This window comes from Hymenobacter plasmatis (assembly GCF_020711255.1).
Taxonomy (GTDB): Bacteria; Bacteroidota; Bacteroidia; order Cytophagales; family Hymenobacteraceae; genus Hymenobacter.
The window spans coordinates 16,901-43,566 of record NZ_JAJFAW010000018.1 but is presented as its reverse complement, the minus strand read 5'-3'; the positions used below and the strand labels follow the sequence as shown (position 1 = coordinate 43,566).

Annotated in this window: 24 protein-coding genes; 14 read left to right on the top strand and 10 right to left on the bottom strand. The window is 62.7% G+C overall.

Annotation, left to right across the window (positions count from 1 at the left end):
• Window positions 1-118: 118 nt before the first annotated feature.
• The 5 genes from LJ738_RS13795 to LJ738_RS13775 all read left to right on the top strand — a co-directional run bounded on the left by LJ738_RS13795 (window position 119) and on the right by LJ738_RS13775 (window position 6,571).
• Window positions 119-1,441: a sugar porter family MFS transporter gene (locus tag LJ738_RS13795; RefSeq protein ID WP_410779922.1), complete on the top strand. Its 1,323-nt coding sequence runs from the start codon at window positions 119-121 to the stop codon at window positions 1,439-1,441.
• 21 nt (window positions 1,442-1,462) lie between these two features.
• Window positions 1,463-2,365, top strand: a complete 903-nt coding sequence (locus tag LJ738_RS13790) for a carbohydrate kinase family protein (protein ID WP_227787005.1) — start codon at window positions 1,463-1,465, stop codon at window positions 2,363-2,365.
• A 32-nt stretch (window positions 2,366-2,397) separates the two neighbouring features.
• Window positions 2,398-3,954: a glycoside hydrolase family 32 protein gene (locus LJ738_RS13785; protein WP_227787004.1), complete on the top strand. Its 1,557-nt coding sequence runs from the start codon at window positions 2,398-2,400 to the stop codon at window positions 3,952-3,954.
• 115 nt (window positions 3,955-4,069) lie between these two features.
• Window positions 4,070-5,908 carry a BamA/TamA family outer membrane protein gene (locus tag LJ738_RS13780; RefSeq protein WP_227787003.1) on the top strand — a complete coding sequence of 613 codons (1,839 nt, stop codon included), beginning with the start codon at window positions 4,070-4,072 and terminating at the stop codon, window positions 5,906-5,908.
• 279 nt (window positions 5,909-6,187) lie between these two features.
• Window positions 6,188-6,571 (top strand): Hsp20/alpha crystallin family protein, encoded by a 384-nt coding sequence (locus LJ738_RS13775; protein ID WP_227787002.1) that lies wholly within the window; start codon window positions 6,188-6,190, stop codon window positions 6,569-6,571.
• Window positions 6,572-6,748: 177 nt separating this feature from the next.
• Here LJ738_RS13775 and LJ738_RS13770 read toward each other — a convergent pair whose 3' ends face one another.
• Together LJ738_RS13770 and LJ738_RS13765 are read right to left on the bottom strand one after the other, a co-directional pair.
• Window positions 6,749-7,072 (bottom strand): hypothetical protein, encoded by a 324-nt coding sequence (locus LJ738_RS13770; RefSeq protein WP_227787001.1) that lies wholly within the window; start codon window positions 7,070-7,072, stop codon window positions 6,749-6,751.
• A 5-nt stretch (window positions 7,073-7,077) separates the two neighbouring features.
• Window positions 7,078-7,353, bottom strand: coding sequence for a VF530 family protein (locus tag LJ738_RS13765; RefSeq protein ID WP_068189944.1), 276 nt, complete (start codon window positions 7,351-7,353; stop codon window positions 7,078-7,080).
• Between the two features lie 97 nt (window positions 7,354-7,450).
• On the opposite strand from LJ738_RS13765, the gene LJ738_RS13760 reads away from it, so the two are divergent.
• Window positions 7,451-8,314 (top strand): glycoside hydrolase family 25 protein, encoded by an 864-nt coding sequence (locus LJ738_RS13760; RefSeq protein WP_227787000.1) that lies wholly within the window; start codon window positions 7,451-7,453, stop codon window positions 8,312-8,314.
• Between the two features lie 81 nt (window positions 8,315-8,395).
• On the opposite strand, the gene LJ738_RS13755 is transcribed toward LJ738_RS13760, so the two are convergent.
• A complete protein-coding gene (locus LJ738_RS13755; RefSeq protein WP_227786999.1) occupies window positions 8,396-8,629 on the bottom strand; it encodes a hypothetical protein in 234 nt (77 codons plus the stop codon).
• A gap of 83 nt (window positions 8,630-8,712) precedes the next feature.
• Here LJ738_RS13755 and LJ738_RS13750 point away from each other — a divergent pair, with 83 nt between their 5' ends.
• Window positions 8,713-9,159 (top strand): septal ring lytic transglycosylase RlpA family protein, encoded by a 447-nt coding sequence (locus tag LJ738_RS13750; RefSeq protein WP_227786998.1) that lies wholly within the window; start codon window positions 8,713-8,715, stop codon window positions 9,157-9,159.
• Between the two features lie 45 nt (window positions 9,160-9,204).
• A complete protein-coding gene (locus LJ738_RS13745; protein ID WP_068189954.1) occupies window positions 9,205-9,399 on the top strand; it encodes a hypothetical protein in 195 nt (64 codons plus the stop codon).
• Window positions 9,400-9,457: 58 nt separating this feature from the next.
• On the opposite strand, the gene LJ738_RS13740 is transcribed toward LJ738_RS13745, so the two are convergent.
• From LJ738_RS13740 to glgP, 3 genes are all read right to left on the bottom strand, one after another.
• Window positions 9,458-9,832 carry a hypothetical protein gene (locus tag LJ738_RS13740; RefSeq protein WP_227786997.1) on the bottom strand — a complete coding sequence of 125 codons (375 nt, stop codon included), beginning with the start codon at window positions 9,830-9,832 and terminating at the stop codon, window positions 9,458-9,460.
• 223 nt (window positions 9,833-10,055) lie between these two features.
• Window positions 10,056-10,718, bottom strand: coding sequence for an SOS response-associated peptidase (locus LJ738_RS13735; RefSeq protein ID WP_227786996.1), 663 nt, complete (start codon window positions 10,716-10,718; stop codon window positions 10,056-10,058).
• 137 nt (window positions 10,719-10,855) lie between these two features.
• Window positions 10,856-12,502, bottom strand: a complete 1,647-nt coding sequence (gene glgP, locus LJ738_RS13730; protein WP_227786995.1) for an alpha-glucan family phosphorylase — start codon at window positions 12,500-12,502, stop codon at window positions 10,856-10,858.
• 584 nt (window positions 12,503-13,086) lie between these two features.
• On the opposite strand from glgP, the gene LJ738_RS13725 reads away from it, so the two are divergent.
• The 6 genes from LJ738_RS13725 (at window position 13,087) to LJ738_RS13700 (ending at window position 22,058) form a co-directional block, all read left to right on the top strand.
• A complete protein-coding gene (locus LJ738_RS13725) occupies window positions 13,087-14,475 on the top strand; it encodes a hydrolase (RefSeq protein WP_227786993.1) in 1,389 nt (462 codons plus the stop codon).
• A gap of 185 nt (window positions 14,476-14,660) precedes the next feature.
• A complete protein-coding gene (locus LJ738_RS13720) occupies window positions 14,661-16,550 on the top strand; it encodes an alpha-amylase family glycosyl hydrolase (protein WP_227786991.1) in 1,890 nt (629 codons plus the stop codon).
• A gap of 156 nt (window positions 16,551-16,706) precedes the next feature.
• Entirely contained in the window at window positions 16,707-17,414 is a 708-nt protein-coding gene (locus LJ738_RS13715) for an SDR family oxidoreductase (RefSeq protein ID WP_227786989.1), read from the top strand.
• 94 nt (window positions 17,415-17,508) lie between these two features.
• Window positions 17,509-19,332, top strand: coding sequence for an alpha-amylase family glycosyl hydrolase (locus tag LJ738_RS13710; RefSeq protein WP_227786987.1), 1,824 nt, complete (start codon window positions 17,509-17,511; stop codon window positions 19,330-19,332).
• A gap of 97 nt (window positions 19,333-19,429) precedes the next feature.
• The gene (locus tag LJ738_RS13705; RefSeq protein ID WP_227786985.1) at window positions 19,430-20,842 is read left to right on the top strand and encodes an MFS transporter; all 1,413 of its coding nucleotides are present in this window, start codon (window positions 19,430-19,432) and stop codon (window positions 20,840-20,842) included.
• Window positions 20,843-20,957: 115 nt separating this feature from the next.
• Entirely contained in the window at window positions 20,958-22,058 is a 1,101-nt protein-coding gene (locus LJ738_RS13700) for a glycosyltransferase (RefSeq protein WP_227786984.1), read from the top strand.
• A gap of 4 nt (window positions 22,059-22,062) precedes the next feature.
• Here LJ738_RS13700 and LJ738_RS13695 read toward each other — a convergent pair whose 3' ends face one another.
• The 4 genes from LJ738_RS13695 to LJ738_RS13680 form a co-directional block, all read right to left on the bottom strand.
• Complete coding sequence (locus tag LJ738_RS13695) at window positions 22,063-23,355, bottom strand: protoporphyrinogen/coproporphyrinogen oxidase (RefSeq protein ID WP_227786982.1); 1,293 nt, start codon at window positions 23,353-23,355, stop codon at window positions 22,063-22,065.
• A gap of 135 nt (window positions 23,356-23,490) precedes the next feature.
• Window positions 23,491-24,228, bottom strand: coding sequence for a c-type heme family protein (locus LJ738_RS13690; RefSeq protein WP_227786981.1), 738 nt, complete (start codon window positions 24,226-24,228; stop codon window positions 23,491-23,493).
• Window positions 24,229-24,277: 49 nt separating this feature from the next.
• Window positions 24,278-25,576, bottom strand: coding sequence for a threonine synthase (thrC, locus tag LJ738_RS13685; RefSeq protein WP_227786979.1), 1,299 nt, complete (start codon window positions 25,574-25,576; stop codon window positions 24,278-24,280).
• Between the two features lie 157 nt (window positions 25,577-25,733).
• The gene (locus LJ738_RS13680) at window positions 25,734-26,666 is read right to left on the bottom strand and encodes a homoserine kinase (RefSeq protein WP_227786977.1); all 933 of its coding nucleotides are present in this window, start codon (window positions 26,664-26,666) and stop codon (window positions 25,734-25,736) included.

Sequence of the window (26,666 nt, the reverse complement as noted above, 5' to 3'; positions counted from 1 at the left end):
GCATTTTTCGGGTTCGCTCTGCCTAAAGTTATAGAAGAGCAGGCGCGAGAAGATGCTTCGCTCGGCATGACGTTCATACATTCTAAAAATCAAGGTTATTCCCTTAAGCTATTCCCTCGTGAAAAACCGCAACGTATTCTTCTGGTCCATGGTCGTCGCGCTGGGCGGCTTCCTGTTCGGCTTCGATACGGCCGTCATCTCCGGCGCTGAAAAGGCCATTCAGCAGCTGTGGCACCTGAGTGCTGTGGAGCACGGCTTCACCATTGCCATCGCCCTCATTGGCACGGTGTTCGGCGCCATCTTTGGGGGCATCCCCTCCGATAAACTGGGCCGGCGCAAAACCCTGGTGTTCATTGCTGTGCTGTACCTGGTATCGGCGCTGGGCGCGGCGCTCACCAGCCATTGGGTGCTCTTTGTGGTGTTCCGGTTCCTGGGTGGGCTGGGCGTGGGCGCGTCGTCGGTCACGGCGCCGCTTTACATCTCCGAGGTGTCGCCGCCGGCGGTGCGGGGCCGCATGGTGGGCATGTTCCAGTTCAACATCGTGTTTGGCATCCTGGCCGCTTACCTCTCCAACTACCTGCTGGCGGGCACCGGTGAGCACGACTGGCGCTGGATGCTGGGTATTCAGGCCGTGCCGGCGCTGGCATTTTTTCTGCTGCTGTTCCGCATTCCTGAAAGCCCGCGCTGGCTGCTGGGCCAGGGCCGTGTAGAAGAAGGCCGCCAGGTGCTGCGCCTCATCAACGCCGACACGGCCGACGAGGACGTGCGCAATATCCTGACCACCAACGCGGCCGATGAGGCGGGGAGCGGCTCCCTGTTTGCCCGGGCCTACCGCGGGCCGGTGCTGCTGGCCATGCTGTTTGCAGTATTCAACCAGGTTTCGGGCATCAACGCCATTATTTACTATGCCCCGCGCATCTTCGAAATGACGGGCCTGGGCAAGGGCTCGGCATTGCTGTCGTCGGCGGGCCTGGGACTGGTCAACTTCGCCTTCACGCTGCTGGCCATGAACTTCATCGACCGGTTTGGGCGGCGCAAGCTCATGCTCATCGGCTCGGTTGGGCTGATTGCTACGCTGGCGCTGGTGGCCCGGGCCTTCTATACCGAGCAGTTTGGGGGCATGCTGGTGCCGGTGCTGCTGTTCGTGTACATCGCCTTCTTTGCATTCTCCCAAGGGGCGGTTATCTGGGTGTTCATCTCCGAGATTTTCCCCAACAACGTGCGGGCCAAGGGCCAGGCGCTGGGCAGCTCCACCCACTGGGTGATGGCCGCGGTTATTGCCTTCACGTTCCCGTGGTTTGCCGAGCACCTGGGCGGCGGGCACACCTTTGCCTTTTTCGCGGCCATGATGGTGCTGCAGCTCGTGTTTGTGTGGCGCTTCATGCCCGAAACCAAAGGCACCACCCTCGAGCAATTGGAGAAGACCCTGGTTGTTCACTAACTACTTAACTGCAATATAATTATGCAACCAAGAATCGTCTGTTTCGGCGAAACCCTCTGGGACGTTTTGCCATCGGGGAAGCAGCCTGGGGGCGCCCCCTTCAACGTGGCCGTGCACCTGCACCAGTTGGGCCAGTCGGCGGCGCTCATCAGCCGCGTGGGCGACGACGACCTGGGCGCCGAGCTGCTCGCCTTCCTGCAGGAGCGCGGCTTGAGCACAGAATACGTGCAACGGGGCCAAACCCACCTCACCGGCGTGGTGAAAGCCAACATAGGTGACCGCAACGAGGTGGTGTACAAGATTGTGCAGCCCGTGGCCTGGGACTACATTCAGTACGAAGACCGGCTGAGTGAGCTGGTGGCCCAGGCCGATATGCTGGTTTTCGGTAGCCTGGCCGCCCGTACGCCCGCCACCCGCGAAACCCTGTACCGGCTGCTGCCGCAAGCAAAGTTTCGGGTGTTCGACGTGAACATGCGCCCGCCGCACTACACCCGGCCCGTGGTGCAGTACCTGCTGGAGCACAGCGACCTGGTGAAGATGAACCATCATGAGCTGGCCGAAATCCTGGAGTGGTTTGGCAAAAGTGCCGAAGATGATTCGGCGCTGGAGTGGCTGGCCACGCGCTTCAGCCTGCAGGCCGTCTGTGTGACGCTCGGGGCCGACGGCGCCCTGCTCTGGACCGGCGGCCGGCTGTACCGCAGCCCCGGCTTTCCGGTGGAAGTGACGGACACCATCGGCAGCGGCGACGCCTTTCTGGCGGCGCTGCTCACCGGCTGGCTGGCCGGCCAACCGCCGCAGGAGTGCCTGCAGTTTGCCTGCGCCACCGGCGCGCTGGTGGCCACATTTCAGGGCGCCACGCCCCTTATCACCCCCGCCGACGTGGCCGCGCTGCGCCAGGCGCACGCGGTGTCCTCTCCCTCTTAAGTTCTCCCCGCTTGTCCTCCCTCCTCGCTCCCATGAAAAAACTTTTCCTGCTGGCGCTTAGCGTCCTTGGCCTTGTTCACAACAGCGCTGCCCAAACAGCAGCACCCGCCCCTGCGCCCACCCCGCAGTACCGCCCGGCCTACCACTTCAGCCCCGCTGCCCACTGGATGAATGACCCCAACGGCATGGTGTATTTCCAGGGCACGTACCACCTGTTTTTTCAGTACTACCCCGGCGGCATGGTGTGGGGGCCCATGCACTGGGGCCACGCCACCAGCCCCGATTTGGTGAGCTGGAAAGAGCAGCCCATTGCGCTGTACCCCGACAGCCTGGGCTACATTTTCTCCGGCAGTGCCGTGGTGGATACCCGAAACACGAGCGGCTTTGGCAAAAACGGGCAGCCGCCGCTGGTGGCCATCTTCACGCACCACGACCCCAAGGGCGAGAAGAAAGGCACCGACACCTTTCAGAACCAGAGCCTGGCCTACAGCCTCGACGCGGGCAAAACCTGGACGAAGTACGCCGGCAACCCCGTGCTGAAGAACCCCGGCATCCACGATTTCCGTGACCCGAAAGTGAGCTGGAACGACGTGGCCAAGCAGTGGATAATGACGCTGGCCACCAAGGACCGCATCACTTTCTACTCCTCCCCTGACCTAAAAGCCTGGACCAAAGCCAGCGAGTTTGGCGAGAAACTGGGCGCCCACGGCGGTGTGTGGGAATGCCCCGACCTGTTCCCAATGACGCTGAACGGCAAAACCTACTGGGTGCTGCTGGTGAACCTGAACCCCGGCGGCCCCAACGGCGGCTCGGGCACGCAGTACTTCGTGGGCAACTTCGACGGCAAGGCCTTCACCCCGCTCAGCACCGACACGAAGTGGGCCGACTACGGCCCCGACGACTACGCCGGCGTCACGTTTGCCAACACCGGCCCCCGCCGCATTTTCCTGGGCTGGATGAGCAACTGGGAATACGCCAATCAGGTGCCCACGGCGCCCTGGCGCAACGCCACCACCGTTCCGCGCGAGTTGGGGCTGCAGCAGGTAGGCGCGCAGCTTTACCTCACCTCGCAGCCCACCAAGGAAGTGGCCCGGCTCTTCCCCGTGGCCACGACGCTGAAAGATGTGGCAGTCAACAAGGAAGTGGACCTTACGCCCCGGCTGAAAAATGTGAGTGACAAGTTCCAGCTGAAAATCAGCACCCGGCAGCTGGCCAGCTTCTCGGTGGTGCTGGCCAACGGCAAAGGCGAAACGGTGGTCATCGGCTACGACAAACCGACCAATAAATACTATATCGACCGGACTAAGGCGGGCCGCACGGACTTCAGCCCCAAGTTTGCGGGTCGCCACACGGCCCCGCGCCTGGCCAAGACACCCCAGGCCGACCTCACGCTGCTGGTGGACGCCACCTCGGTGGAGGTGTTCGCCGACAAAGGCCTGACGGTGATGAGCGAACTATTTTTCCCGACCCAGCCGCTCTCGAAGCTGAAGCTGCAAGCCGGCGGCAACTTCACGGTGCAGGAGTTGAGCTACGCAAATCTGGCCCCAAAGCCCAGTAGCAGCGCCGCGGGCCTGGGCGGCAGCAAGTAGCAGCCCCGCAAGGCATGCAGCCGGCTTGCTCCTGGGTTTATCTTCGGGAAATTAAACGCTGGCTTTCGCGTTATCGCCCCGCATGTCTACCCGGTTTCTACTGTGCTGTTTGGGAATGCTGCTCCTGAGCAGCCTGGCGGGGCGGTCCGGCGCCTGGGCTCAAACCCCGACGCTGGACCCCAACGTGCCCAACCAGCCGGTACTGGCCACGCCTCCCCTGCCGCCCCCGGCCGTGCCCGCTCCGGCCGCCGCGCCGCGCCGGGCTCTGGCCCACCCGCGCGTGCTGCTGCTCGACGCCGAAGCTGCCGACCGGCCGCTGCTGCGCCGCTACAAAGTGCGCACCACCGTGCCCGACTCCCTCGCCGCCCTGCGCGAAGTGCGCGACCTGGTGCTGGGCCTGCAGGCCGATGCCTACCTCACGGCCTCGGCCGATGCCATGCGCTGGAGCCACGACACCGTGCGCGTGCGCCTCTACGTGGGACAGCCATTTCGCTGGGCCTACCTGCGCAACGGCAACCTTGGCGACGGCCTGCTCACCCGCGCTGGCTACCGCGAGAAGTTCTTCCAACATAGCGCGTTCTTGCCCGCCGACTGGGCCCGGCTGCAGGAGCGAATTCTGATAGAGGCCGAAAACCAGGGCTTCCCCTTCGCCACGGTGGGCCTCGATTCCATTCAGCTCAACGACCACGACATTGCCGGCCGGGTGGTGCTGAAACGCGGGCGCGTGGTGCTCTTCGACTCGCTGCAGATAGTGGGCAACACCAAGACCAAAAAGCGCTTCCTCACCAAGTACCTGCAGATTTTCCCCGGGCAGCCCTTCAGCCAGCAGCGTGTGGCCGCGGCGGCCCAACTGCTGCGCCAGCTGCCGTACGTGCGGCTGCGCGCCGAGCCCGAAGTCCGGTTTGCCAGGGGCAAGGCCCGGGTGTACCTGCTGCTCGACGACCGGCCCTCGAACCAGTTCGATGCCATTGTGGGCATTCTGCCCAACTCCGACCAGGCCAAAACGGGCGTGCAGTTCACCGGCGACGTCACCATCAACCTGCGCAACCTCAAGGGCGGTGGCAAGCAAGTTGGGCTGCAGTGGCGCAAAACCGACGCCCTCTCGCAGCTGCTCGACGTGCAGTACGTGCACCCCAACTTCTTCGGAACGCCGCTGGAAGTGGCCGGCACCTTCAACCTCTACAAACAAACCGACGCCTTCCTCACCCTGCGCCCCCGCGTGCAGGTGAGCTACCCCACCGCCCGGGCCGGGCGGGTGAGCTTCTTCTTTGAGCAGCGCAGTTCGTTTTTGCTTTACGACAGCCTCACCTACGTCAGCCTCAGGCAGCTGCCCGAAAACATTGACTCGCAGTTCAACTCCTACGGCCTGAACTACACCTGGAACAGCCTCGACGACCTGTTCTTTCCGCACCGCGGCTACCTTCTGAGCGGCCAGGGCGCCGTGGGCACTAAAACCATCACCCGCAACCCCAGCATCCGGGAGGAGTTTTACAACGGCCTTGGCCTGCGCTCCACGCAGTACTCCTTCGGGCTGCGGGCCGAGCGGTATTTTCCGGTGAAGCGCGCGGGCGTGCTGCTGCTGCGCCTGCGCGGCGAAGGCGTGCTCAACCCCCGCCTGTTCACCAACGACCTGGCACGTCTCGGGGGGCTAAACTCCCTGCGGGGCTTCAACGAAAACCAGTTCTACACCAGCTCCTACGGCTTGGCCACGGCCGAATTCCGGCAGTTTATCGGCGCTGATTCGTACGCATTTGTCTTTATCGACCAGGCCTACACGCGCCACGACGTGGTGAACGACCGCTACACCGACCAGCCCACCGGCCTAGGGGCGGGCCTGAGCTTCCGCACCGCCGCCGGGCTGTTCCAGTTTGTGTACTCGCTGGGGCGCTCCCGCGACCAGGCGTTTGAACTGAGAACGTCGAAGATTCACTTCGGCCTCACGAGCCGCTTTTAGCCCAACGGGCGGTGGACCGCCGCTAACCTGCGGCTCTAAACGCCGCTCAAGGCGCCTATGCCAGGCCAAAATTGGGCTGATTCTGGGCGCGGAAACCCCGCCATTTCGTCTGCCTTTTCGAAGGTAAAAACGAGTTTGCGCCACAGTGGCCGAAATTGTAAAATTCGAACAAAAAATCCAGCCAATACGTCTGATATACAGACTAGCTAGCCCCTGATTCAGATTGGTACATCATTTGTCATACAGACGACGAAGCCGCTCTAAATCCGGCTCCTTGCCATGAAACTTATCAGCCCGAAATTCATCCGTACCATTGCCCCGCAGCTTGACTTGCTCAACACCATCGGCGGCGGCGTGGCTCAACCCAAGCTGCGCGTGGAGCAGCGTCCCAAAGGCGTGATTTTGCGCGTGGCCATGCCTACCGTACCCGCCGAGAGCTTCCGGGTGGTGCTCAACCAGCAGCGCCTCACGGTCTTTGGCGAGTACCGCCACCAGCCCGATGACCAGCTGGCGGCGCCCCTCTTCGTGCAAACGCTCGACCTGCCCAACAACCTGGACCTGGCCCGCATCGACGCGGTGCACGAAGGCGACGAGCTGCGCGTGCGCATCCCGTTCATGAACCCCAGCGACCAGCAGCGCGAAATCGACATTCGCCACAACTAAGGCCGCGTGCAGCGGCCGTGAGGCGCCTGCTTGTAGTATCTGTTTATTAGTTTGATAACGCCGGGACCGACCGGCACCGCAGTCTATTAATAACGCCGGGGCCGACCGGCTGCTTCCCCCGCTTTTAGGATTTCACTCTTGAGCCACCGCCCGCAGCGGTGGTTTTGTTTTTTAGGGCTACCCGAACAGCGGGATAATCAACACGAAGCTCATTACCAGGGCCAGGTAAAACCAGCCCATCACCTGCCCGCGGTAGCGGCGCGGCAGGCGGTTGCTGAGAATGAGCATGGCCACAATGACCAAGGCCAGGTGCGCCACAAAAAATACCATGGTCTTTACCCAATTGCTGACAATGGTGTTTTCGGCCTGGTACTGATTGGACTCGCCCAGGCCCGAGGTGAGGTACTGCAGGCCGTAGAAGGCCACCGTTTCGAAAACGATGAAGAGCAGCAGCCCGGCCAGCAGCGCCGGTTTGGAGGATTTTTGGGTTATGTCGGCCATCGGAGCTAGGGGCGGGGGCGGCCCTGCACCTCGGCAGAGCGCGCCTTGATGTAGAGCTCTTCGACTTTGGTACGGGCCCAGGGCGTGCGGCGCAAAAAGCTCAGGCTAGACTTGATGCTGGGGTTTTCGGCGAAGCAGTTCATGCGCAGGCGGGCGTCGAGCTCGGGCCAGCCGTAGGCGGCCACAAGGTATTCGAGGATATTGGCGAGCGTGACCCCGTGCAACTCGCGGATGAGGTGGCCGGATTCGTCGCGGGCGTCGGCGGCGCGGAGGAAGGACATAGGAAGAAAAGCAGCTGGAACCGTAAAGTTCGCGAAAACCCGGGGCCCGACGCACGATGCGCCGCGGCCGGTCGTTATTTTTGGGCAACTTCGCCCTATGCCCTCATCGCCTCTCGCCCACCGCCCCGCAAAGTTGGCCCGCCGCCCCGCCCGGCGCCGGGCCTGGCGGCGCGGGCTGCTGGCGCTGCTGCTGCTGGGGTCGGTGCTGGCCACGGTGTACTACCTGCGCCACCGCGTGCAGCTGAACCGCTACGCCCGCCGCACCTGGGCCACGCTCACCAAGGGCGGCCTCACGGGCCGCGAAAAAACCCCGCTGCTGGCCGGCTACTCGGTGCACGGCATCGACGTATCGGCGTACCAGGGCCGCATCGACTGGCCGGAGGTGGCCCGCCACGGGGTGCGGTTTGCCTTCATCAAGGCCAGCGAGGGCGGCACCCTGCGCGACGCCCGCTTTGCCCGCAACTGGCGCGATGCCCGGGCTGCCGGTGTGCTGTGCGGCGCCTACCACTACTTTCAGGCCAACCGCGACGGCCAGGTGCAGGCCGACCTATTTGCTCGCACCGTGCCCATCGGGCCCGGCGACTTGCCGCCCGTGCTCGACGTGGAAGCGGCCAATTTCCACGACGTGGCCGTGCTGCGCCGCGAGGTGGCTCGCTGGCTGCGCCTCATCGAAGCGCACTACGGTGTGCGCCCCATCCTGTACTCCAACCACAGCTTCTACAAGCGGCACCTCGCCGGCCACTTCGATAGTTATCCGCTGTGGCTGGCCCACTACGAAGTGGAGCGCCCCACCATGCCCCGCAACAAGTGGATAATCTGGCAGCATTCCGACGAGGCCTACGTGCCGGGCATCCGGGGCGTGGTCGATTTCAACGTCTTCCAGGGCAGTTTTGAGTCTTTGCAGGCCCTGCGCGTGCCCGCCTCGGCCGCTGCGCCTACCCCCACTTCTCCTCACCGCTAACCCTCATAAAAAAGCCGCCCGGCCCGCCATTCCCGAAGGAAATGACCGAGCCGGACGGCTAGCCTTTTGGGACCGCAAAGATTACATTCTGCTCTTTGTGGTCGTTTTGGTGTGGTGCATTCTGCCGCCGTGGTGCGCCATTTTGGTGCCTTTGGCCGCTACCGTCTTTTCTTCTTTCTTGGTTTCCGTCGTCTCTTCAGTCTTGGTGGTTTCTGTTTTGCCCGCTTTCGGCGTTGGCTTGGTGCCTTGAGCGCTGGCGCTGAAGCAGAAGCCCGTCAGGGCAAGAGCGGCAAGAAGTTTGAGGGAGGTTTTCATGGTTGAGGTTAAAAAGGGGTTGGAAAAGTGGTTGATTGGAATTGGAGCGAAAGATTGTCGCGGACTTTAAATTTTAGATGAAGATGTATCTGAGAGACACCTTTTTGCGCACCGGCCTATGGGGCGCCCGCCTTGTTCCGCTGCTCGTGCTGGCGTTGCTGGCCTCTTGCAACAGCAGCCGCAACGTGGGCCACAGCGGCCCCGCCGCCCCGCGCGGCGCCTACACCCAGAAAGGCCTGGGCTCTTACTACGCCAATAAATTTGCGGGCCGGGCCACGGCCAGCGGCTCCACTTACCGACCCGGCGAGATGACCGCCGCCCACAACACCCTGCCGTTTGGCACCGTCATCCGGGTGACCAACACCCGCAACGGCCGCTCCGTAGACGTGACCGTGACCGACCGGGGCCCGCACACCAAGGGCTACATCGTGGACGTGTCGCGCCGCGCCGCTGTCCAGCTCGACATCATCGAAGCCGGTGTGGTACCCGTGCTGGTCACCGTGATAAAGCCCGCCGACGGCTCCCGGTAAACCCTTTTTGCTGGCTCCGCCACGCTTTTTGTAATTTCGCCCCCTATGAATATTCGCAAGAAGGTGCACTGCACCCTGCCACCCGGCATCAACCGCTACGCCGCCCTCGACCTGTGGGTGCCGGCCGCCGAAGACGAAGGCTGGTCCGAAGCCGAAGTCCAGTACGTGCTCGACGAAGTAGTGGAAGCCGAAGACGATGCCGCCGGCCTGGAAGTGCTGGCCTGGTACACCGCCAAGTAGCTGGCACCCTTCTGCTCAGCAGAGAATTGAGCTAAATAACGCGCTTACGACCAGGCTACTAACTGGCCTGCGGAGCGGGACGCACAGCCTGACGCAACCAAGTGCCCGCCAGCGCCGCCACACCCCCAACCAAGCCCGCCACCACACCCGTGACGAGCACCAAAACAACGGCCGAACCGCCCAGCGGTAGTAATTGAGCTACCCGGTGGGCTAGCAGGCCCTCGTTTAGGTACGCGAGCCAGACCGCCGGCACTAGCCAGCTCAACCCCGCCCCGCCAAAGCCCGCCCCAAAAGCCGCCCCGCCCGAAGGCACCAGGCTAAACCCCAGCGCAAACGCCACCACCGCCATGCTCCACCACGGCAAGTCCAGTTGCACGGCCGTGGAGAGCACAAAAATGAGTAGCAGCAAAAGCCAGGGGTTACGCCAATTCATGCGGGCAAAGTAACACGAATAGCGGCGATGGAGCTAGTAGGTGGGGAATCCCCACGGTGGCACCTCACCCCCGGCCCCTCTCCAAAAGAGAGGGGAGCCGGACGTTAAGCAACAGAAAGCCCCAGCTCAATCTTGAGCTGGGGCTTTCTGTTTTGAGGAGTTGAGCTGGTTCTTGTGCCGTCGCTCCCCTCTCTTTTGGAGAGGGGCCGGGTGTGAGGTTACCCTATGCCGCAGCCAGCACTTCAGCGTCATTATTAGCGGGCGAATTCACGCGCTTGCTGATAACGTACTCTTTCATGGCGGCCGCGTCGTAGGGCATCAGCAGGTGCTGATGGGCTTCCATGCCCAGGCCATCATCCAGCCAGGCTTGCTCGGCAGAGCGGCTGGGCAGAATGACGGGCATGCGGTTGTGAATATTGGCCATCAGCGCATTGGGGTCGGTGGTGACGATGGTGAACGTGGGGTGCAGCTCGCCGGTGCTGCGGTCGAGCCACTCGTCCCAGAGGCCGGCAAAGGCAAACGGCTCCTCGCTGCGCAGCAGAATCCGGTGCGGCACCTTGCCCGCGGGCGTGGTTTGCCACTCGTAGAAACTATCGGCCAGCACCAGGCAGCGGCGGCGGTCCAGCAGCTGCCGGAAAGACGGTTTTTCGGCCAGCGTTTCGGCGCGGGCGTTGATGGGCTTGGGGCCGTGCGCGGGGTCTTTGCTCCAACTGGGCACCAGGCCCCAGCTCAATAACTGAATCTGGTGGGGAGCGGCGTTGGTGATGACCGGCAGGCGCTGCGAGGGCGCGGCATTGAAAGTAGCGGGAGGCTGCTCGGTGAACTTGGCGTCGAAACGCTGCTCAACGACGGGCGCCGGGGCGATGAACGTATAACGGCCACACATGCGGAAAGGCGTGAAATGGTGAGGTTAAAAATGGCTTTTTTGCCTCTTTTTAACACTAAACGGCCCTTTATCATTCAGGTTTACCCCGAATAGATAAAGGGCCGTTTGGGCACTTACCGGTTCGCAACTTCGGCGTTCTATTTGTAGAGCTGCTCGTAGTACTGCTTGGCCATGCGTCCCGACTCAAACTCGGGCTCTACGTCCTTCATGGCGTTTTTCACCACCTTCAGGAACTGCTTGGGCTGCTCGTAGTACATCGGCAGCACCTTGGTTTCGAGCACGTCGAGCAGAGTGGTGGCCTCCTGGTCGTCCTTCACGTTGTCGGGCAGCTCCACTTCGGCGTGCGCGATGAGGAAGCCGTTGTCGCCGTCGCGGCAGAACTCGGGAATCCAGCCGTCGGCAATGCTCAGGTTCACGCTGGCGTTCATGGCGGCGGTCATGCCGCTGGTGCCGCTGGCCTCGCGCGGGAAGCGGGGCGTATTGAGCCAGATGTCGGAGCCTTTTTTCAGCGCGGCCGACAGGCCCAGCTCGTAACCGGTGAGCACGGCGCAGTTTTTCAGGTGGGCCGTGCGCTGGATGATTTCATTGAACAGGTCCACGGCGCCAAAGTCCTTGGGGTAAGGCTTGCCGGCCCAAATCATCTGGATGGGCCGCTTGGTGTTGCTGGCCAGCTGCACAAACCGGTCGAAGTGGCGCAGAATCAGGTCGGCGCGCTTGTAGCCGGCAAAGCGGCGGGCCCACACAATGGTCAGCACGTCGGGGTCGAAGAGGTTGCCGGTTTGGTCGGCCACTATCTTGAACAGGTCCTTTTTCAGCTCGCGCTTGCGGGCCAGCAGGGCGGCATCGTCCTTGGCTTTGTTGGCGGCGGCCAGCTGCGGGTCGCGCCAGTAGAGGCCGTTCTGGCTGTTGGTGATGGGGATGATGGGGCAAATGCCCTCGTAGTGGCCCCACATTTCCAGGCTCACGATGCCATGCACCTTGCTCACGGCGTTGGCCTTGCGCGAGAAGCGCAGGGCGGTGAGCGTGTAGTTCAGCGCGTCGTTTTCGATGCGGGCCACCCGGCGGATTTCCTGCTCGGGCACGTCGCCAAAGAAGCTCATGTCGGTGAGCAGCTTCATGGGGCGCTCTTCGTTGCCGGCCAGCTCGGGGGTGTGCGTGGTGAACACCAGGCGCTTCTGCACTTCGGCCAGGTTGCGGCCGTGCTGTTCGTAGAGGTAAAATGCCAGCGGCAGGCCGTGGCCCTCGTTGAGGTGGTACACGTCGGTCTTGCGGCCGAGCAGGTCGAGCAGCTTGCCGCCGCCCACGCCCAGCAGGATACTCTGGGCCACGCGGGCCGCTGCATCCGGGTCGTAGAGGTGGTGCGAGATGGTGCGCGAGATGTAGTCGTTCTCGGCAATGTCGGTGGTCAGGAAGAACATCGGCACGGTGCCAAATACCTCCGGCGCCAGGTACAGGGCCTTCACGTGCACATCGGCCCCGTGAATGGTGATGGGAAACACCAGGCCGGTATCTTCCAAAAATGAGTAGTGCTTCTGGCGGAACTCGGCCCGCATGGTCTGGTCTTCGTTGCGACCCTGGTCGTAGTAGCCGAAGCTCCACAGGATGCTGATGCCCACTAGGTTCTGCTTCAGCTCGTAGGCCGAGCGCATGTGCGAGCCCGCTAGGAAGCCCAGGCCACCGGAGTACGTTTTCAGGGATTGGTCGATGGCAAACTCCATCGAGAAATACGCCGCGGCCGTCTTGTATTTAGCCGCCGGCGTGTAAGGGTTGAACGTAAAAGCCATAGAAACATATCGCGCACGCTACTGCCTGCGCCTGAGAGAAAAAATACAAGTTGGAGAAACGGAGGCCGGAACCTTGACCTTAGCCCGTTGGGGGGCGCAAGGTCCGAAGCATTCGACAAAGAACGCAAAATGCCCGATACCCGAAAGCGGACGAAGACCCCGAAGCCCTATGCGCCAGCGGCCTAGGCACGGCTACCGTGAAATTGGGCTAGAGGCCCGGCCGTCTAGGGCCGGTGCTTATCGGCGGCGTAGCTTTTTAGGCAGAAGCCACCTGCGTGGAAGGAGAATTAAAAAAATAATATACCCTACGCTGAGGGCCGAACAACCAGTCTCTAACGGATGAGCTATAAGCCGGGTTTAAAAGAAGCCATTTTTAACAGATAAATACAATCGTGAAATCGGTAATAACTATTTCCGCCAACTACACTATTCCTATATGCCATAATCTTACACCTAGCCTTTATGCAATGTAAGTAACTAGTTATATTAGTTTTGACTCAATATTTCCACTTCCCATTTCAGCCCAACCCCTTATGCGCATGTCCTTTTCCGTACGCACCTTAGCGGCGCCCCTACTTGGAGCAATGCTATTTGCAAGCTGCTCCAAATCGGAGCTGACACCGGCTACGCCCACGGCCACCGTTCTCCGGGCCGACGTTTCGGCGCCGGGCTTCCCGGAGGGGTTTGAGACGGGCACCAAAACCGCCTACACCACCGGCAGCGTCACGCTGGGCTCGGGCTCCTGGACCCTGAACGATGCCCTGATTGGCAACACCACTGCCGATATCAAGACCGGCACGCAGTCGGCGCGGGTGCGCAACAGCGGCTCGCTGAGCATGAACTTTGACCTGGCCGGCGGCGCCGGCGCCGTTACGGTCGACCACGCCAAGTACGGCACTGACGCCAGCAGCACCTGGGAGCTGTGGGCCTCCACCAACAGCGGCAGCACCTACACCAAAGTGGGCAGCACCATCACCACCAGCACCACTGCGCTCAGCACGGCGTCTTTCACCGTGAACCTGGCCGGCGCCGTGCGCCTGCAGGTGCGCAAAACCGACGGCACCACTAACCGCATCAACTTCGACAACATCACGGTGCAGAGCTACGGCGGCGGCGGCGGGGGCTCCACGGGCGGCACCAAGTTCCTGTTTGACGCCAGCCACGCCGAGCTGGCCGGCAACGCCGACTGGGCCCTGGACGTGGACGCGGGCGTAACGCCCCGCTACCCCACCCCCGCAGCATCGGGCATCACGAGCACCACGGCCGAAACTTACTGGACGGCCGCCCTCTCCTCCTGGGGCGTGGCCCTGGTGAAGCTGGGCAACTCGGTGGAAAACCTGCCCTCGGGCACGGCTCTCACCTACGGCAACGCCTCCAACCCCCAGGACCTGGCCAACTACAACGTGTTTGTGGTGGATGAGCCCAACACGCTGTTCACCGCGGCGGAGAAGACGGCCATCATCAACTTCGTGAAAAACGGCGGCGGCTTGTTCCTGATTTCCGACCACGACGTGTCGGACCGCAACAGCGACGGCTACGACTCGGTTGACATCTGGAACGACCTGATGACCAACAACTCGGTGCAGGCCAACCCATTCGGCCTGAGCATCAACTACACCAACATTTCCGAAACCACCAGCAACGTATTGGCCAGCAGCACCAACACCATCCTGCACGGCTCGCAGGGCGACGTCACCCAGCTCAAGTTCAGCAACGGCGCCACCATCACCAAAACCAGCGGCTCGCAGGCCCAGCCCCTGATTTGGCAGACCACGGCCACGCAGGGCCTCACCAACATCATGTGCGCCAGCAGCACCTACGGCACCGGCCGCGTGGTGGTCATCACCGACTCCTCGCCGGCCGACGACGGCACCGGCAGCCCCGGCAACACCGTGTACCCCGGCTGGACCGAAATTGCCAGCCACGCCAAGCTGCACATGAACGCCTCGCTCTGGCTGGCCAAGCAGCAGTAAGCTGCTCAGCGTCGGTGGGCTACGTTTCCTACCAGCACCTGTTCTTTCCTTAAAAAGCCTGCTCCTTATCAAGGAGCAGGCTTTTTTTGTGATGGGATTTGCCGCCGAAAGCGGGGCGGCTATAGAGGACCTTGCCCACTAAAACCGTTACTTTGACGTTCCGAAGCTCTTTTACGGTACCGTTTATGAACCTCTTCCGCTTACTGCCGGCCGCGGCCCTGCTGCTGGCCACGGCTGCTCCCGTCTCGGCTCGCCTCGCCCCGGGCCTGCCGGCCGCCACCGCTCCCGCCGCCAAAGCCGCCCCCAGCGTGCGCATCGACCCCACTTTTTGGTGGGTGGGCATGAAAAACCCCAAGCTGCAGCTGCTGGTGCACAGCCCCGGCATCGGGGCCAGCACGGCCACCCTGGCCCCCTACCCCGGCGTGACCGTGGAGGGCGTGCAGAAAGTGGAAAGCCCCAACTACCTGGTGGTGAACCTCAACATCGCCCCCGACGCAAAACCGGGCCAGCTCAAGCTCACTTTTCAGGGGGCCAAGAAATTGAGCTACGCCTACGAGCTGCGGGCCCGCAACCAGGACCCCCAGCGCACCCAGGGGCTCACCCAGGCCGACTTCATCTACATGCTGATGCCGGACCGCTTCTCGAACGGCGACCCCAAGAACGACGTGGTGAAGGGCACCCGCGTCAACCACATTGCCCGCGACTCGATGTACGCCCGCCACGGCGGCGACATCAAGGGCATTCAGAACCACTTTGCGTACTTCAAGCAGCTGGGCGCCACGGCCATCTGGCCCACGCCGCTGGTGGAAAACGACATGCCCAAGGCCAGCTACCACGGCTACGCCGTGACCGACTGCTACAAGATTGACCCGCGCTACGGCACCAACGCCGAGTACGTGCAGTTTGTGAAAGCCGCGCACGCCAACGGCCTGAAAGTGGTGCAGGACATCGTGCTCAACCACTGGGGCAGCTACCACCACTTGTTTCTCGACAAGCCCGGCGAAGACTGGTTCCACAAGTTTCCCAACTTCACGCGCAGCAACTACAACGCCTTCGCCCTCAACGACCCCTACGGCTCGAAGCGCGACTACCAGCTGTTCAACGACGGCTGGTTTGACACGACCATGCCCGACGTCAACCAGGGCAACCCGCTGGTGTCGACGTACTTGATTCAGAACTTTCTGTGGTGGGTGGAAAGCACCGGCCTCGACGGCTACCGCATCGATACCTACCCTTATTCCGACCCGCAGTTTCTGATGGCCTGGGGCAAGGCTATTGCCGAAGAATATCCCAAACTGGCTTTGTTTGGCGAGGCCTGGGAAGGCACCGAGGCCGAGCAGGCCTTCTTCGCCCAGAACATTTTCCCGCCGGTGAACGGCTTTAAGTCGAACCTGCCGGGCGTGCTCGACTTTCAAATCTGCTTCGCCATTTCCGATGCGCTGAAAACCGAAAACGGCGACCTGAGCAAGCTCTACCACGCCCTGCAGGGCGACTGGCTGTACGTGGACGCCACGCGCAACGTGCCCTTCCTCGACAACCACGACATGAGCCGTTTCTACTCGGTGGTGGGCGAGGATTTTAACAAGTTCAAAACCGGCATGGCCTGGCTGCTCACCCTGCGCGGCACCCCGCAGCTCTACTACGGTACCGAGGTGCTGATGAAGAACTTCTCGAACCCCGACGGCAAGGTGCGCGAAGACTTCTCCGGCGGTTGGGCTGGCGACAAAACCAACTACTTCGCCACCCGCCCCGGCCAGGCCGGCGAAGCCTTCGACTACGTGAGCAAGCTGGCCAACTACCGCAAGACCCACCCCGTGCTCTCGAGCGGCAAGCTCATGCAGTTTATTCCGCAGGACGGCGTGTACACGTACTTCCGCTACAACGACGCCGGCGAGTGCGTGATGGTGATTGCCAATAATACCAAGAGCGAGAAAAAGGTAGACGGCACGCGCTTCGCCGAGCGGTTCGCCGGCTTCACGTCGGGGCGGGAAGTTGTGAGCGGCGCCACCATCTCGGACCTCAAGACCCTGCAGGTGCCCGCGCACACGGCCTGGGTAGTTGAGCTGCGGAAGTAGTGCGCCGTTGCGCGGAGTTGAAGACGGAGTATCGCAAAGACGAGCATATTTTGTAACTTCTTGTCGCTACTTCGACTCAGCTCAATTCAGTCCCGGCACCCGTAGTATGTGGGCTTTGCGGACCTTGATTTTTCACCTTAGCGACATCTTGCGCTTATGACCGACCTCACCGACCAAGTCGCCATCGTAACCGGGGCCAGCCGCGGCATTGGCCGGGCCGTGGCGCTGCTGCTCGCCCTGCAGGGAGCCAAAGTAGTGGCCGTGTCCCGCAGCGAGGCCGAGCTGGCCGAACTGACTTGCAAAACCAAGGGTCTGAGCATTGTGGCCGACGTATCCGACGAGCTAGACGCCCAGCACGTGATAGCCGAAACCCTGCGCAACTTCGGGCGCCTCGACATGCTCATCTGCAACGCCGGGGTGGGGTCGTTCAATCAGCTTGAGGACTTTGCCGCGGCCGAGTGGGACCGGATATTCGACACCAACGTGAAGGGTACCTTCCTGATGTGCAAGGCCGCGGTGCCGCACTTCAAAGAGCGCAAAAAGGGCCACATCGTTGGCATTACGTCCGATGTAGCCAAACGCACTTTCCCGCACGGCACCGTGTACGGGGCCAGCAAGTTTGCCCAAGATGCGCTGCTGGCCAGCCTGCGCAAGGAGGTGCGCCCCCACGGCATCAAGGTGACCACCATTTACCCGGGGCTGGTCGATACCTACTTCAACGACACCACGCCCGGCAGCGCCGAAGCCGAAAAAACCCACCTGCGCCCCTCCGACATCGCCCAGGCCGTGCGCTACGTGCTCGAGGCCCCTTCCCACGTGGTAGTAGACGAGCTGATGCTACACCCGTTCACGCAGGAATGGTAATATTTCACTTAAGGAAGAATTTTTGGGCTTACCTGCACACTATTAGGGGCTGATTCTTCCTTCTTCATTAAGCGCTGCGCTATCTTGCCGCACCATGAAAAAATTGTTGCTGGCCGGCGGCCTTCTCACTTTGGCTGCTTTCTCCTTGCCCAAACCTCCCGTGCCTACTAAACGCACCACCACCAACGACCCCAACACCACCGCGGAGGTACCCCAGGACAACAAGCTGGTCATCTACCAGTTGATGACGCGCTTGTTTGGCAACAAGGTGGCCCTGAACAAGCCGTACGGTACCATCGCGGAAAACGGCTGCGGCAAGTTCAACGACATCACCGACAAGGCCCTCGACGAAATCAAGAAGATGGGCGTGAGCCACGTGTGGTACACCGGCGTGATTGAGCACGCCACCATGACGGACTACGCCGCCCAGGGCATCCCCGCCGACGACGCCGACGTGGTGAAGGGACGCGCCGGCTCGCCCTACGCCATCAAGGACTACTACGACGTGGCCCCCGACCTGGCCGTGGTGGTGAAAAACCGCATGCCCGAGTACGAGGCCCTCATCAAGCGCACCCACGACCACGGGCTGAAGGTGCTCATGGACTTTATCCCGAACCACGTGGCGCGGTCCTACAAGTCGGACGCCAAGCCCCAGGGCGTAGTGGACCTGGGCGCCCAGGACGACAAGACCAAGGCCTTCGCGCCCAACAATAACTTCTACTACCTGCCCGGCAAGAGCTTTGTGGTGCCCGCCGGCTACAACCCCCTAGGCCCCCTGAAGGGCCCGCGCGAAGACGGCAAGTACACCGAGAACCCCGCCAAAGCCACCGGCAACGACGTTTTCTCGGAGGCGCCCCACATCGACGACTGGTTTGAAACCACCAAGCTCAACTACGGCGTGGACTACCAGAACGCCCGCAAGCCGTACTTCAGCCCTGTGCCCGACACCTGGAAGAAGATGCGCGACATCCTGGTGTTCTGGGCCGGCAAAAAAGTAGACGGCTTCCGCTGCGACATGGCCGAGATGGTGCCCCTGGAGTTCTGGGCCTACGTCATTCCGGAGGTGAAAAAGGTGAACCCCAACATCATCTTCATCGCCGAAGCCTACAACCCCAAGCAGTACAAAACCTATCTGGAGCAGGGCAAATTCGACTTTCTCTACGACAAAGTGGGGCTCTACGACGGGCTGCGCCGCCTCATGCGGCAGGAAGGCACCACCGAGGACATCACCAAAGTGTGGAAGGAAGAAAGCAACGGCTTCGCGTCGCACATGCTGCGCTTTCTGGAAAACCACGACGAGCAGCGCATTGCCTCCAAGGACTTTGCCACCGACCCCAAGCGCGCCATTCCGGCCATGACCGTGACGGCCACCCTGGCCAGCGGCCCGGTGATGCTCTATTCCGGCCAGGAAGTGGCCGAGCCCGCGCACGGCAGCGAAGGGTTCAGCGGCGAAGACGGCCGCACCACCATCTTCGACTACTGGGGCGTGCCCGAGCACCAGAAGTGGATGAACCAGGGCAAATTTGACGGGGCCAAGCTCAGCGCGGAGCAGAAAAACCTGCGCAGCTTCTACGCCCACCTGCTCAACCTGGCCAGCACCAGCGACGCCATCCGCAAAGGGCGATTCTACGAGCTGCAGGACGCCAACAACCTGGGCAAGGAATACAACCAGAAGCACCTCTACACCTACCTCCGCTACACCGACAAGCAGCAGCTGCTGGTAGTGGTCAACTTCAGCGCCGACAAAACCTACCGCCCTACCATCAACGTGCCCGCCGAGGCCGTGGCCGCCATGGGCCTGAACACCAAAAAATTCTACACCTACACCGACGTTCTGAATCCGGGCGAGGCCCGTAACACCCTCAACCTCACCCTAGCTCCGTTATCGGCCTATATATTTGAAATAAAGCCCCGGTAACGTTGCCGGAGTACACGGCGGAATTTTGTAAGTTTGAAGGCCGCGCCGCCCCCACCACCGGAGGGCCGCGCGGCCTTCACTTTCTTCCCCTTCTCCGATGGCTGCTCCCACCGCCGTTTCCTCGGTTAGTACCCGCGAAAAACCCCGCCTCAGCTTCTGGCAAATCTGGAACATGAGTTTCGGATTCCTCGGCATTCAGTTCGGCTTTGCGCTGCAAAACAGCAACATGAGCCGGATTTTTGAAACCATGGGGGCCAAGACCGACGAAATAGCCTACCTGTGGCTGGCCGCACCCATCACGGGCCTGCTGGTGCAGCCCATCATCGGCTACCTGTCGGACCGCACCTGGCACCCAACTTTTGGCCGGCGGCGCCCCTTCTTTTTCATCGGCGCGGTGCTGGCTTCGCTGGCCCTGGTAGTGATGCCCAACGTGACGGCGCTTTGGATGGCGGCCGGCATGCTCTGGATTCTGGACTCCAGCATCAACATTTCCATGGAGCCCTTTCGGGCCCTGGTCGGCGACCTGCTGCCCTCGCAGCAGCGCACCACGGGCTTTGGTGCCCAAACCTTCTTTATCGGCGTGGGAGCCATCGTGGGCTCCTCGCTGCCGTGGATATTTGCCAACTGGTTTGGCGTATCCAACACGCCCGAGCCCGGCCACATTTCGCTGTCGCTGAAGTACGCGTTTTACGTGGGCGGGCTGGTATTCTTCCTCGCCGTGCTCTGGACCATCCTGCGCACCAAGGAGTACCCGCCCGAAAACCTGGCCGAATTCGAAGCCGAAAAGAAGCGCACGGCCGGCTTTGCCAACGGCTTCCGGGAGTCGTTTCAAGGCATCTTCCACATGCCCAAAACCATGCGCCAGCTGGCCGTGGTGCAGTTCTTCTCCTGGTTTGCGCTGTTTTCGATGTGGATATACACCACGCAGGCCGTCACGAGCCACGTGTTCCACACCACCGACACCACCTCGGCGCTCTATAACAAAGGCGGCGACTGGGTGGGCGTGTGCTTCTCGGTCTACAACGGCTTGTCGGCGGTAGTGGCCTTGCTGCTGCCCGTAGTGGCCCGGGCCACCAGCCGCCGCTTCACCCACATGCTGGCCCTGGTAATGGGTGGCGTTGGGCTGATTTCCATCTACTTCATTCACGACTACCACTACATTCTGCTGTCGATGGTGGGCGTGGGCATTGCCTGGGCCAGCATCCTGTCGGTGCCCTACGCCATGCTGGCCGGGGCCCTGCCCGCCAATAAGATGGGCTACTACATGGGAGTGTTCAACTTCTTTATCGTGATTCCGCAAGGCGCCGCCGGCCTGATTCTGGGCCCGCTCACCAAGCACGTGTTTCACGACCAGCCCATTTACACCCTCATGCTGGGCGGCGTGTCCATGATAATCTCGGGCCTGCTCACCCTGCGCGTGCATGATGCCGACGACATTCGCCTGCCCATCGAAGAGCCCGCCGAAAGCCTGGGCTACGACGCCCTCGCCCCCGCCAACCCGGAAGTATAATTGGGTATTTTCCGCTGCGTACTTCTACAGCTTTTGGCTTAGAAACCCGCACTAATCCCGGCAACAGCCGCCAGCCCTGCCTGCGTATCCAGAAGGTTCACCTTTCGGGTTTCGTATGCTGTTGGCGGCTGTTTTCTTTGGGCTATTCTTTAGTGTTTGCATCGCCGCGTTGGTGTGGCCCCGGCCGCGGGCCCGGCGGCGGGGGCCCCGGCGGGTGGGCCGGCCACGGGTGAGCATTCTGGTAGCGGCCCGCAACGAGGAGGCCACCATCGAGCGCTGCCTCCGCTCGCTGGCCGACCAGCACTATCCGGCCAGCCGCCTGGAAATCCTGATTGCCGACGACGGCTCCACCGACAACACGGCCGCGGTGGTGCGGGCCTTTATTGAGGGCAAGCCGCAGTTTCGGCTGCTGGCGGTGCCCGGCGGCGTGGGGGCCGTGCAGGGCAAGACGAATGCCCTGGCCTACCTCTGCCGCGTAGCCACGGCCGACTATTTCCTGTTTACCGACGCCGACATGGCCTTGGCGCCCGACTGGGTTTCGGCCATGCTGGCCGCCGCCACGCCCGGCGTGGGCGTGGTCACGGGCATCACCACGGCCGGGGGCAACTTGTTTGGGCGCCTGCAAGGGCTGGACTGGCTTTTTGGGCTGAACCTCATCAGCATGCTGGCCGACCACGGCCTGCCCACCACCGCCCTAGGTAACAACATGCTCCTCACCCGCACCGCCTACCACGACGTGGGCGGCTACGAGAACATGGCCTTCAGTACCCACGAAGACTTGCAGCTGTTTCGGCGCATCGTGGCCAGGGGCTGGGGCTTTCGCAATCTTTGCTCGCCGGCCGTACTGGGGGTTTCGGCTCCCCAGCCCACCGTGGCCGCCTTGCTCCAGCAGCGCAAGCGCTGGATGAAAGGCACTACCGATTTGCCGTGGTACTTCAGCGGGTTGTTTGGGCTCTACGCGGCCTTTTATAGCGTGCTGTTCTGGCCGGGCCTGCTGCCGCTGGCGCCGCTGGCACTGCTGTACGGCGGCAAAATATTCCTCCAAACCCTGTTTTTGCATTCCGCCCTGCGCCGGGTGGGGCGGCGCGAGCGGCTGGGCGTGCTGCTGCTCTACGAGCCCTACCTGTGCCTAATGTCGGTGCTGGTGCTGGCGTACGTGCTCTGGCCCGGCCCCGTGGAGTGGAAGCAGCGGCGCTACGCCTGGGCCGAGGCCTGAGGCGCTACTGAATCAGCATTTCGGCTACTTCCCGGCCTGTGGCCAAAGCCGCGTTGAGCGAAGGATAAGCAGCCCAATCACCGCAGCGGTACAGGCCCTCGGCCAGCTTCAGAGGCTGCCGAACGGGCTGCCCCGCCAGGTACACCGGCAAGGCGGCGGCAATGCGGTAGGTGCGCAGGTGCTGCCACTGCCGGGCCGCGGGCCCGAACCATGCCGCCAGTTCTTCGCGCAGGCGGGTTGTGAGCTCGGCTCCGTTCAGGCTGCGTTCGCCGTGGGTGCACACCGAAACCAGTGACTTCCCCGCCGGGGCGTACGCCGCGCTTACATCGGCCGGGAAGCTTACGTTGTGCGCCAGCGCGTTGGGGCTGGCGTTCAGCCGCAGGAGTTTATCGTTCCGGCCCGGCGAATGGCCCTCGGCCGCGAAATAGGTGCACGTGGTGATACGCGCCGCCGTGGGAAAGCTGGCGGCCTTCACGCTGAAGCCGTCGTCTGCGTTGCCGCTGCGGCCGGCCAGCAGGCGCAGGGCCGTGAGCCCATCGGTGGCCAGCACCACGGCCGCGCCCTGCAGCACCTGCCCCGAGGTGAGCCGCACCTGCGTGCCCTCCACCGCCGCCACGGGCGTGCTCAGGCGCACGGACCCGGCGGGCAGGCGGCTCGCCAGCTGCTCGGGCAATTGCTGCATGCCCAGGGCCGGAATGGCCGCTTCGCCGGTCACAAACTGCTGAAACACGAACTCGAAGAAATTGCTGGCCGTACTCAGGCCCCGGTCGAGGAAAACGCCCCCGAAAAACGGCTTGAAAAAGGTATTTATCATCTGCTCGCTCCAGCCGTAGCGGCGCAGGAAGGTGAGCGTATCGGTGGCCGGGCGAGCCAGCAGCTCTTCCGGCGTGTATTTCAGCACGTGCCGCACCAGGCTCACGATGCGCAGCTTATCGGCCAGGGTACCGACGGGGGATTTAAGCGCCGAAAAGGCCGCTAGCGGGCGCTGCAACGGGTTTTGCAAGGTGGTTTCCTGGCCGTCGGGCATCCGAATAACGGCGCCCGAGCGGAAGGCTCTCAGGTTCAGCGCCTGGTAGTCGAACATGCGCCGGGCCTCCGGGTAGTTGGTTAGCAGCACCTGAAAGCCTCGGTCGAGCCGGAAGCCCTCGGCGGTAACGTCGGTGCGCACGCGGCCGCCCACCGCATCCGCCGCATCGAGCACGAGCACCGGCCGGCCGGCGCGGTGCAGCCATGTGGCACAAGCCAGGCCAGCCATGCCAGCACCAACGATGATAATGGGTTTGGAACTAAGAATCATGAAGGGAAAGATGGCACATAACGCCCAATCCGGTTAGGAATACTGCCGGGCCCGGACCGTGCGAATCGTTGTAATAACCAGAACTGCGTGAAGTAGGCTCCATACGCAGTTAGCCGCGCAAAAGTCGAGGCCGGCTCAAAACAGCTTGGGCATCTTGTGTTCCTTCCACTTTTTGCGCGTCTTCATGGTCCAGAACTCGGCCACGCCGTCGCGCCGCAGGCTCATTTGCCAGGCGCCCATCTGCTGGCCCAAGCGATAGCCGGTGGCCTGGTCCTGCGGGTACTGCTTCTGGATGAGGGCGTAGTCGGCGGGGGCAATGTCTTTGCCGATTTCGCCGTGACAGCGCAAGCAGAGGGCATTATTGAGCACAATGGGCCGCTGGTAGAAAAACACTTCCTGCGACTCGCGCGAGATGGTGCGGGTGGTGTCGGTGCGCATTTCGCCGGCCGGCAGCACGCCGCGGTGCGCGGGGTTGCGGGGCCGCTCGCTCACGCGGCGGGGCGTGGCCTTGAGTACGCCCGCCAGCGAATCCACGAATGGGTAGGTTTCCGGCTTGCAAAACGCGGCCGCCCGGGCCACGCCGCCCGCAGCGAGCTCACGGGCCAGGGTTCGGCGCAGCAGCGTATCGGCCGTGGCGCTGAGCGAGTCGCCGGCCCACCGGGTGGCGTGCAGCAGGTCTTTGGGCATGATGCGCTTCACTTCCCAGTTCTCGGCTTCGATGCCGATGCGCTTGCTGTCCTTGAGGTGCTCAATTTGGTCGGGGCGGCAGCTGGTGGCCGCCAGGGCCACGGCCAGCACAAGGGAGCTGCGCTTTCCGGCGCGACTGGCTGCCGGGCGCAGCAAGTTGAAGAGGCGAAAAAGGGGGTTTGACATCAAGGTTTGCATGCAGTCGAAGAAACGGGGAACGCGCCGCGGCCCGTTCCTACGCCATCAGATAGGCTTTGAGTTGTTCGTAATCAACCGCCAGCGGGATACTTCGTTTGGGCCGGCCCTGCAGGTGCTGCACCGCCGCGGGCAGCGGAATGGCGTGGCCCAGAATCGGCTCCACTACGTCGGGGAATTTAACGGGGTGGGCCGTGGCCAGAATCAGCCCATCGGCCGCGGCGTGCTGCTCCTGGTAGCGGCGCAAGGCGGTGTAGGCCACGGCGCCGTGCGGGTCCAGCAGGTAGCCATCCTTGGCCCAGACCTGCCGAATGGCGGCCACGGTTTCGGCATCGGTCACGGTATCGGCGCTCAGGGCCGCCCGCATCTTGCCCAGGTCGTTGTCGAACAGTTCCAGAATGCGCGCAAAGTTGCTGGGGTTGCCCACGTCCATGGCGTTTGAGAACGTGGCCACGGCGGAGCGGGCCGTAAAATGGCCGGTGCGCAGGTACACCGGCACGGGGTCGTTGGCGTTGCAGGCGGCAATAAAATGGCCCAACGGCAGCCCCGAGGCCTGCGCCAGCAAGCCGGCGCACAGGTTGCCGAAGTTGCCGCTGGGCACCGACACCACCGGCGCGGGCGCCGTAGCCGGCCACTGCTGCCAGGCAAAGCAGTAGTAGAGCTGCTGCGGCAGCCACCGGGCCACGTTGATGGAGTTGGCCGAGGTGAGATAGCGCCGTTGGGCTAAATCCGGGTCGCGGAACGCCTGCTTCACCAAGGCCTGGCAATCGTCGAAGGTGCCGTCTACTTCGAGGGCGGTGATGTTTTGGCCCAGGGTAGTGAGCTGCTGCTCCTGCACCGGGCTCACCTTGCCCGAGGGGTAGAGTATCACCACCTCCACGCCCGGCACGCCCAGAAAGCCGCTGGCCACCGCACCGCCTGTGTCGCCGGACGTGGCCACCAGCACCGTCACGGGCGGCGTGTCGCCGCGTTGGGCAAAGTAGCCCAGGCAGCGGCTCATAAACCGCGCGCCCACATCTTTAAAAGCCAGCGTGGGCCCGTGAAACAGCTCCAGCGCCGTCACGCCCGGCTCCACGGGCACCAGCGGGAAGTCAAAGTCTACTGCTTCGGCGCAAATGCGCTGCAAGTCGCTGTCGGGCATGGTGCTGCCCACGTAGGGCCGCATCACGTTCAGGGCCACCGTGGCTTTGCTCAGGCTGCGCAGCTCGCGCACAAAGCCCGCCGGAAACTTCGGGATGGATTCGGGGAAATACAGGCCGCCATCGGGCGCCTGCCCGGTTACGGCGGCGGTGCGAAAGTCAACCCGCGGCGACTGGTGGCGGAGGCTGTAGTATTTCATTTAACAATTAACAGCTAACATTTATCAGGAACAACGACACGTTAAACGGTCATGCTGAGCGAAGTCGAAGCATCTCGCGTGCCGCAGTAATCAATTGGCACAACGAAGCGGGCGAGATGCTTCGCTGCGCTCTGCATGACGTTCTTCACTATAAACCTTACGATTCACAAATAACCTTAGCCCCTTCCGTTCCCACAGGCCCCACGTAGGTTTTGAACTCAATGCCCAGCTCCGCAAAAACACTGCCGAGCGCCTCCCCTACCGCCTGCGCAATGGCCTCGGTTTTGTTAAGCATGAAAATGGATGGGCCTGAGCCGGAAATGCCGCCCCCGATGGCCCCGGCGGCCAGCGCCCGTCTCCGCGCCTCAGCCAGACCCGGAATGAGCGCCTGCCGGGCCGGCTCCACGATGTAATCTTCCAGCGAGCGGCCAATCAGCTCATAATCCGCCGTGAGAAAGCCCGATACCAGCCCGGCTACGTTGGCCCACTGGCGCACGGCCAGCCCCAGCGGCACCGCGGCTGGCAGCACTTTGCGCGACTCACTGGTTTTCACTTCAATTTGGGGGTGCACCACGGCCACCCACATGGGCGGCGCGGGCAGGGCCACAATGTCAATGGCCGGCTCCAGGGCCCGCACCACGGTGAATCCGCCAAAAATGGCCGGCGCGATGTTGTCGGCGTGGCGTGCGCCGGAGGCCACGGCCTCGCCGGCCATGGCGAAGTCAATCAGCTCCATTTTGGTAAAGCGGTTGCCCAACAACGCGTTGGCTGCCACCACGGCGCCCGCGGCACTGGCCGAGCTGCTGCCTACGCCACTGCCGGGCATAATGCCTTTGGTGATTTCGACATCGAACCCGACTTCTTCCGGCACTTCCCGCAGGAGCGCCAGCAGGGCCACGCCGGCCACGTTGCGGGTGGGGTCGGTGGGCAGGTTATAGCCATCGAGGTGCCGGATGCACACGCCCGGCGTGGCAGTGCGCCGCATGCGGATGGTATCGTAGGGAGCGGCCAGGGCCAGGCCCAGCACATCGAAGCCGCAGCCCAGGTTGGAAAGGGTAGCGGGTGAGTGAACGAGAACGGAATCGGGCAT

Bases quoted from the DNA above. Each gene is read 5' to 3' on its own strand.
- LJ738_RS13790 (WP_227787005.1), top strand. From the start codon at position 1,463: ATGCAACCAAGAATCGTCTGTTTCGGCGAAACCCTCTGGGACGTTTTG.
- LJ738_RS13785 (WP_227787004.1), top strand. From the start codon at position 2,398: ATGAAAAAACTTTTCCTGCTGGCGCTTAGCGTCCTTGGCCTTGTTCAC.
- LJ738_RS13780 (WP_227787003.1), top strand. From the start codon at position 4,070: ATGCTGCTCCTGAGCAGCCTGGCGGGGCGGTCCGGCGCCTGGGCTCAA.
- LJ738_RS13775 (WP_227787002.1), top strand. From the start codon at position 6,188: ATGAAACTTATCAGCCCGAAATTCATCCGTACCATTGCCCCGCAGCTT.
- LJ738_RS13770 (WP_227787001.1), bottom strand. From the start codon at position 7,072: ATGGCCGACATAACCCAAAAATCCTCCAAACCGGCGCTGCTGGCCGGG.
- LJ738_RS13765 (WP_068189944.1), bottom strand. From the start codon at position 7,353: ATGTCCTTCCTCCGCGCCGCCGACGCCCGCGACGAATCCGGCCACCTC.
- LJ738_RS13760 (WP_227787000.1), top strand. From the start codon at position 7,451: ATGCCCTCATCGCCTCTCGCCCACCGCCCCGCAAAGTTGGCCCGCCGC.
- LJ738_RS13755 (WP_227786999.1), bottom strand. From the start codon at position 8,629: ATGAAAACCTCCCTCAAACTTCTTGCCGCTCTTGCCCTGACGGGCTTC.
- LJ738_RS13750 (WP_227786998.1), top strand. From the start codon at position 8,713: ATGTATCTGAGAGACACCTTTTTGCGCACCGGCCTATGGGGCGCCCGC.
- LJ738_RS13745 (WP_068189954.1), top strand. From the start codon at position 9,205: ATGAATATTCGCAAGAAGGTGCACTGCACCCTGCCACCCGGCATCAAC.
- LJ738_RS13740 (WP_227786997.1), bottom strand. From the start codon at position 9,832: ATGAATTGGCGTAACCCCTGGCTTTTGCTGCTACTCATTTTTGTGCTC.
- LJ738_RS13735 (WP_227786996.1), bottom strand. From the start codon at position 10,718: ATGTGTGGCCGTTATACGTTCATCGCCCCGGCGCCCGTCGTTGAGCAG.
- glgP (WP_227786995.1), bottom strand. From the start codon at position 12,502: ATGGCTTTTACGTTCAACCCTTACACGCCGGCGGCTAAATACAAGACG.
- LJ738_RS13725 (WP_227786993.1), top strand. From the start codon at position 13,087: ATGCTATTTGCAAGCTGCTCCAAATCGGAGCTGACACCGGCTACGCCC.
- LJ738_RS13720 (WP_227786991.1), top strand. From the start codon at position 14,661: ATGAACCTCTTCCGCTTACTGCCGGCCGCGGCCCTGCTGCTGGCCACG.
- LJ738_RS13715 (WP_227786989.1), top strand. From the start codon at position 16,707: ATGACCGACCTCACCGACCAAGTCGCCATCGTAACCGGGGCCAGCCGC.
- LJ738_RS13710 (WP_227786987.1), top strand. From the start codon at position 17,509: ATGAAAAAATTGTTGCTGGCCGGCGGCCTTCTCACTTTGGCTGCTTTC.
- LJ738_RS13705 (WP_227786985.1), top strand. From the start codon at position 19,430: ATGGCTGCTCCCACCGCCGTTTCCTCGGTTAGTACCCGCGAAAAACCC.
- LJ738_RS13700 (WP_227786984.1), top strand. From the start codon at position 20,958: ATGCTGTTGGCGGCTGTTTTCTTTGGGCTATTCTTTAGTGTTTGCATC.
- LJ738_RS13695 (WP_227786982.1), bottom strand. From the start codon at position 23,355: ATGATTCTTAGTTCCAAACCCATTATCATCGTTGGTGCTGGCATGGCT.
- LJ738_RS13690 (WP_227786981.1), bottom strand. From the start codon at position 24,228: ATGTCAAACCCCCTTTTTCGCCTCTTCAACTTGCTGCGCCCGGCAGCC.
- thrC (WP_227786979.1), bottom strand. From the start codon at position 25,576: ATGAAATACTACAGCCTCCGCCACCAGTCGCCGCGGGTTGACTTTCGC.
- LJ738_RS13680 (WP_227786977.1), bottom strand. From the start codon at position 26,666: ATGCCCGATTCCGTTCTCGTTCACTCACCCGCTACCCTTTCCAACCTG.